The organism is Faecalibacillus sp. TM498, assembly GCF_020589955.1.
Lineage (GTDB): Bacteria > Bacillota_I > Bacilli_A > Erysipelotrichales > Coprobacillaceae > Faecalibacillus > Faecalibacillus intestinalis.
Genome location: NZ_JAJDKB010000031.1, coordinates 25,868 through 32,278 on the forward strand (window position 1 = coordinate 25,868; position 6,411 = coordinate 32,278).

6 protein-coding genes are annotated in these 6,411 nt (G+C 22.0%); all 6 read right to left on the reverse strand.

Annotation, left to right across the window (positions count from 1 at the left end; all coding sequences use genetic code 11):
• Positions 1 to 8 precede the first annotated feature (8 nt).
• The 6 genes from LJD32_RS10000 to LJD32_RS10025 all read right to left on the reverse strand — a co-directional run bounded on the left by LJD32_RS10000 (position 9) and on the right by LJD32_RS10025 (position 6,222).
• On the reverse strand, positions 9 to 1,964 hold the full coding sequence (locus LJD32_RS10000) for a hypothetical protein (protein ID WP_227392304.1): 1,956 nt from the start codon (positions 1,962 to 1,964) through the stop codon (positions 9 to 11).
• The gene (locus LJD32_RS10005) at positions 1,948 to 3,054 is read right to left on the reverse strand and encodes a hypothetical protein (RefSeq protein ID WP_227392305.1); all 1,107 of its coding nucleotides are present in this window, start codon (positions 3,052 to 3,054) and stop codon (positions 1,948 to 1,950) included. The genes LJD32_RS10000 and LJD32_RS10005 overlap by 17 nt, the downstream gene beginning before the upstream one ends.
• Positions 3,041 to 3,895 carry an ABC transporter ATP-binding protein gene (locus LJD32_RS10010; protein WP_117782910.1) on the reverse strand — a complete coding sequence of 285 codons (855 nt, stop codon included), beginning with the start codon at positions 3,893 to 3,895 and terminating at the stop codon, positions 3,041 to 3,043. Before LJD32_RS10010 ends, LJD32_RS10005 begins: the two co-directional genes overlap by 14 nt.
• Positions 3,895 to 4,740: a hypothetical protein gene (locus LJD32_RS10015; protein ID WP_227392306.1), complete on the reverse strand. Its 846-nt coding sequence runs from the start codon at positions 4,738 to 4,740 to the stop codon at positions 3,895 to 3,897. The genes LJD32_RS10010 and LJD32_RS10015 overlap by 1 nt, the downstream gene beginning before the upstream one ends.
• Positions 4,737 to 5,747: a hypothetical protein gene (locus LJD32_RS10020; protein WP_227392307.1), complete on the reverse strand. Its 1,011-nt coding sequence runs from the start codon at positions 5,745 to 5,747 to the stop codon at positions 4,737 to 4,739. The genes LJD32_RS10015 and LJD32_RS10020 overlap by 4 nt, the downstream gene beginning before the upstream one ends.
• Before the next feature lie 73 nt (positions 5,748 to 5,820).
• Positions 5,821 to 6,222: a hypothetical protein gene (locus LJD32_RS10025; protein ID WP_227392308.1), complete on the reverse strand. Its 402-nt coding sequence runs from the start codon at positions 6,220 to 6,222 to the stop codon at positions 5,821 to 5,823.
• Positions 6,223 to 6,411: the final 189 nt, after the last annotated feature.

Here is a 6,411-nt window from a genome sequence, read left to right on the forward strand (position 1 = left end):
CATGACTTTTATGCATCTCTAACATATACTATTTTATTCTTTTTTAAATCTTTAATGATTATTTTAATTTCTTTATTTTTTTTAGTGCTATCTGTTATATAAGATAAATATTTTCCATCTATTGATATTTTTAATGAATATACTTTTTCTTTTGTTAATAAAGTACTTTCTTTATAAGTAAAATCATACATAAATAAACCATCATTTTGGGTGTAATATAGTTTATCTTTATATATATCACTATTTTCAATTTGTTCATTAAATAGAATTTGATTATCACAATATAACTTATCATCTTGAATATTGTGTAAATAGAGATGATTATTTTTTATATAGAAATAATCACATAATGGAGTATCTAATTTTTCTTTTTTAAATGTATCTAGAGATATTTTAATGATTGTATAATCATCTTGTAGACAATAAAGATATTGATGATAAATAGAATAATGGTTTGTTAATTTTCCTTTATAAACAACTTTATTATTTTGATTAGTTATTTTGTCACTATAAATAATATAATATCTATTCCTGTTACCAATAATACCTAATATATTCTTATCTGAAATAGGGATATGTTGTTGTTCTATATTCATAAAATTCTTTTGTAAAGAAGATAACTTTTTTAATTTAACATCTTGAAAATCATTATTAAAGAGATATAAATATTCACTTTCATCATCGTCAATAGTATAAAAAAAACCATCTTTTTGAGGAAATACATTAATTAAATTATTACTAGATTCATAAAGATTTCTTACTAAAGAATACTCTTTCCAATCATTTTTATCTATTATCTTATTAGAAAAATAATAATATTCTTTATTTTCCGCAAAATTAAGTTCATGATAACTATTGTATTGAAAACTAGATGAATTATTTTGATTACTTGAACAACCAGTTATTAATATTAATAAAGAAAGAAAAATCAAGTTCTTTCTTTTTCCTTTAAAAAAAGAAAGAAGAAAGAATATAAAGATAATAATCAATTCAATAATTACTATATGAAAATCTATGCCTAACATTTTTTCACCATAACCTGCAAAATAGCGACCAGGAACAAGAAAACTAATAAAAGGAAAATAAAGAATATGTATACTATTTCCTAAGAAAGCTAAAGGAATATAGACGAAAATAAAAAGTACAAGCAAAATAAAGATATTAGAATGAATAAATTTTTTTAGTAAAATACTTAGACTACATAAAAGATAACTCGCTATATAGTAAAGAAATGTACAAAAGCATATAAATGTTATTAATGAAATATTTGGACAATTTTTTGAACACCAAGGAATATTAATTATTGAAAAATCTAATCTAGAAAAATGTTTAAAAATAAGTATTTTACCAATAGTCATTAAAATTAAAAATAATCCCCATATACAACTAAATACAAATATTTTACTCTTTTTAGCATTCTTAATACCATTAGATGTTGTTTTTTCATAAATCCATATATGATCATCTATTTCTTTTAAATAGATACTATAAATAAGAAAGAAAAGAAAGAGAATGATAATAAAATCTAGATTGTTAAAATTTAAACAATCAGTATACCTTGTATTAACTATTTCCTTATGTTGAGTATTTTTAATTTTTAAATAATATAAGTAGAAAGAATTTAATGCATCTTTTTTTAAAATATTAGAATTATTTTTTCTTTGTTTTTTTAGATATTCTTTTTGATTAATTTGATGATTTTGATATTCTTTTAAAATATCTTCATTATTCTCATAAGAATCTAATTCTTTTAGAATTTGTTTTTCTTTTGAATTATTTGGAATACCAGAGTATTTATCTATATATTGATCATAAATTTGTGTAGTAGTATCACGGTTTATTTTTGTATGATGTAGATTTATATATAAAGTTGAGAAAGATGTAAAAAGTAAAATAAGAATAATGAGTAAACCTTTATTATTTTTAAAAAATAAACGAAAATATAATTTAATTAATTGATACATAATATCTCCTCTTAAATAGAAAATAGGTAAAAAAATTTAAATTTAAAATGATAAATGAAAATAATAAGGAACTCATAAAAATCCTTTGATTATAGATAGAATCATTTAAAGATGAAAAACTAATAATACTTAATAGATTGTTGTTATATAACTGAATTGAAATATAAATAATCAATATAGCAATAAAAAATCCTTTATATTCCTTGTTTAAAAAATGACAAAGAAATAAAAATAAATAAGAGAAAGATAAACACCCAACTAAACGAAAAAAATAATTACAAACAATATAAAAGAATATAGAAATATTATAGGGTTCATACATAAAATGAGATAATGCATAAAGTGGTTGAAATAAACCATTTTTCATTCCTAAAAAATAATAAATAAGATAACTTTCTATTAACAATAATAAAGAAGAAAGAAACGTAAATAACAAGATCATTAATATCTTTGATATAAATATTTTTTTTATTTGTTTTCTAGAAATATAAAAATATAAATCTGTTTGTTTTTGTTTTTCATAGATGAATAATTTGATTACTAAGATAATACAAAATATCAGGGATAATAGATATTGAAAATCTTGATTCATAAAATTATTGATTAAGGTATAATCATAGTAGTAGCTAAGATTTCTATCTTTTAATCTTTTTTTAAGCATTATATTTTCTTTTTTCCATTTACTATTTTGAGTTTTTTTAATATTTTCATCTAGAATAGTGATTTTATTTTTAATTGAAGAATGATAATTGATTGTATATTCATAATCTTCTAATAAATTATTACTTATCTGTTCATCACCGAAAACATAACCTGAAAAAGTATTTTTAGACTTGTTTTTGGTATTATAGTTTCCATTATTTACTTGTTCTAACATCGTATTATGATAATTAACAAGCCAATCATATTTTTGTTGAGAAATAGGGCCTTCAATTATTTTTAATATTCTTCTTTTTCCTGTATTAATATCTCCATATATATTTTGATAATTGACATATATGATTTGTAAACTGTTTAAGATAAGTAAAAGAATAAATAGGACTTTAACTGATTTAGAACGTAATAACTTATATAATTCACCTTTTATCATAAACATCACCATAATAATAAAGATAAATATCTTCTAAATTTATTTCTTTACAATGTGGAAATAATTCATCTTTATGAGAAAAAAACTTAATTTTATAATCATCGTTAATAGGTACAATAGAAGAAACATGATATGTTTCTATATATTTTTGTAGATCTTTTTTTGAAACAATCGTTTCATAAAAGAATTGTTTTAATGATAATATTAATTCTTGTGGACTTTTAAAATCTAATAATTGTCCGTTTTTAAAGAATATAAGAGATTTAGCTAGATGATCCATATCTTGAATAATATGAGTAGAAATAATAATAATTTTATTTTTTGAAAGATTTCTTAAGAGATTTTTAAGTCTTAATCTTTCAATAGGGTCTAAACCTGTTGTAGGTTCATCTAATAATAAAATTTGAGGATCATTTATGATTGCCTGAGCAATAGATAAACGTTGCTTCATTCCTCCAGATAATTTTTTAATCTTAATATATTTTTGATCATATAAATTAACTAATCTTAAAGTATGATCTATTTGGTTTTTATCAATTGATTTAAGTGCACAAATATATTCAAGAAATTCATTACAAGTAAGATCTACATATAAAGCAGGAGATTGAGGAACATATCCAAAGACATGATAAAAATCATCACTTAAAAACTTAACTTCATCAATTTCAATTGTTCCACTATCATTTTTAATAAGTCCACATAAAATACTTAAAAAAGTAGTTTTTCCTGCTCCATTAGGACCAATTAATCCATAGATTCCAGATGATAAATGTAAAGTAATATGATCTAATGCTTTTTTGTTTTTATAATACTTTGATAAATCATTTATATAAATATTCATTACTTTACCACCAATGAAGTACTTTCTTCTGGAAGATTACTTGAAAGAGGAATAGCAATAGCTTTTACATTTTTTGTTTTATTTCCTGGTTTATAGCTTAATACTGCACTTTTATTTTTAGGAAGTTCTATATGGTAACTAGATACAGGTTTTAAGTCTTCTAATATCCAAAGAATATAATTATCAGAAATACCACTCATTTTTATAGTAATAGGTTTATTTTTCTTAAAATTTCCTTCTAGATTATTAGGAAATTGAATAAGTAAATTATTATCAAAATAACCTTCTTCATCATGTTTTAATAAATCAGATGTATAATCAATTAAATCATAATTATTATTTAAATCTATAGAATTATTAGCAGTATCTTGATGAATATCAATAAAAGTAGTACCACAAGCCATCATATGTTGTTTATTAGTAAGTTGTTTAAGAGAATCAACAATTTCATAATCAGCTATTAAAAAAGCATGCATATAAAGATGATCACCTTTACTACCAGTATTAGGCATAATAGAAACATGCTCAGTTTTATTAGTGTCTTTTTTTCCTTTAAATGTGTAGACTAAACTTTCTTTATCTTCATGCTTAATCATTTGAGGAATACCATTAATAAATATCATTAAACCAAAATTTGCATCTCTACCTACAACTTCATAATCATAATTAATATCTACATCTTTACCATCAAAACTATAACCATCTTCAATATGATGCAATCCAAAACCTACTTTTAAATCAACTGTTTCTTGATTGTTATTCTTTTTGATTGTTATATTTTCTTGTTTGGTACTACATCCAACAAGTAAAAATATACAAAACATACTGAGTATTATTTTTTTCATTCTGTTACCTCTCTTCTTATAAAAGTAGTTTTCTCATCTTGTTTACCTATAATAAATAATTGATGATCAACATATTCAGCAAATAAAATATTATCTAGCTCATTAAAATCATATTTTACATTATTGAAAATAATATAAGGTTTCCAATCATCAACACTTCCTTTTTCTGTAATAATAATCTTTCCATTACTTAAATAACAATTTACAGAATTTTCATAATTAAGTCCTAAATCATTAAAACCATCATCATAATAAACAGCAATCTTATCCTTATTAGCACCATAACCTTCATCTTGATTATGAATAATACTTTTATCTTTAAAAGAACTTAAAGTAACTTGGGGACTATTATATAAACTATAAGTTTGATGATTTATATCTATTACCCCATAACATCCAGAAGTTTGTTGACCTTGTTTTAAATATGTTCCACCAGTATAAATAAGGGTTTTATCATTTGTGAAAGCTAATTCCCATATAGCATTTAATTTTCTAGGTGTATCATCTAAAGTAAGAACAGTGCTAACTAAGCGAGTATCTCTATCTAATAATAAAACACTTTCTGTATCATAATTCATTTTTACACATGAAATAAATTGACCAGATGATGAAACAGCTAAACTATCATATTCAAATTCATCAAAAAAATTATTTAAATCAATATGATTTTTAAGTTTATGATTTTTAAATAAGAATAAATTGTCTGTTAGTTGAATAGCATATATATCTTGAAGAACATGTATTTTAGCTTTATTAACAGGCCCATCAAAAATCATTGTGTTTAATAATTCTTTATTTTTTTCTATAGAATAATCATAAACATATGTTTGATTATTTTTTTTATAAACGAATATTAAATTATGATCTATGATTTTAAAATCAATGATTTCATATTTTGATAATTGTTGGTAATCTTGAGTTTTCTTAACTGTTTTTACTTTATGATTATTTGTGGTTTGACAACCACATAGTAATATGACTAAAAAAATGGTTATTATTTTTTTCATAGTTAACCTCATTATAGAAAATATCATTTCTGATAATTTAATAGTTATTATCAAAAATTATATTTATATTAATTTAATATTGTGTAGATGTATAAACATGATATCCAGTTGTATGAATAGCATCATGTGTTCCATAAAATGTAACTTTAGTTCCAGTATATCCCCAACATTCTAATGTATCTCCAACACCAGAACTATTTGCATGTTGGTTTTGAGTAGAACCAATATTAGCACCAGTGCTAGTTTTTTTAGCTTCTATTTTTATTTTGATAGATTTAACATTTTGACCAATAGTGGTACCACCTTCACACAATTTAGATGATCCACTATTATAAGGAGATATAAATCCTTTTAATGTACCATAGGGTGTTGATTTTGTTGCTGATTTAGCAGCGGATACAGAGTTTACATTTCCAAATGCCATAAGTAATGCGAAACTTAATGTTACAAATAATTTAATTTTATTTTTTTTCATAATTTAATATTCCTTTCATTAGTTTAGGTTGACGTCTACCTTAATTTTATTATATCTTATATTACTATATTGTCAATAATACCTTTATAATAATAGTATGGTAATTATAATATTATAATGCTATAATTCCTGACTTTGGTATCCAGCATTAAAATATAGTGATAGTAAAAAAGCAGTAGGAATTCAAGA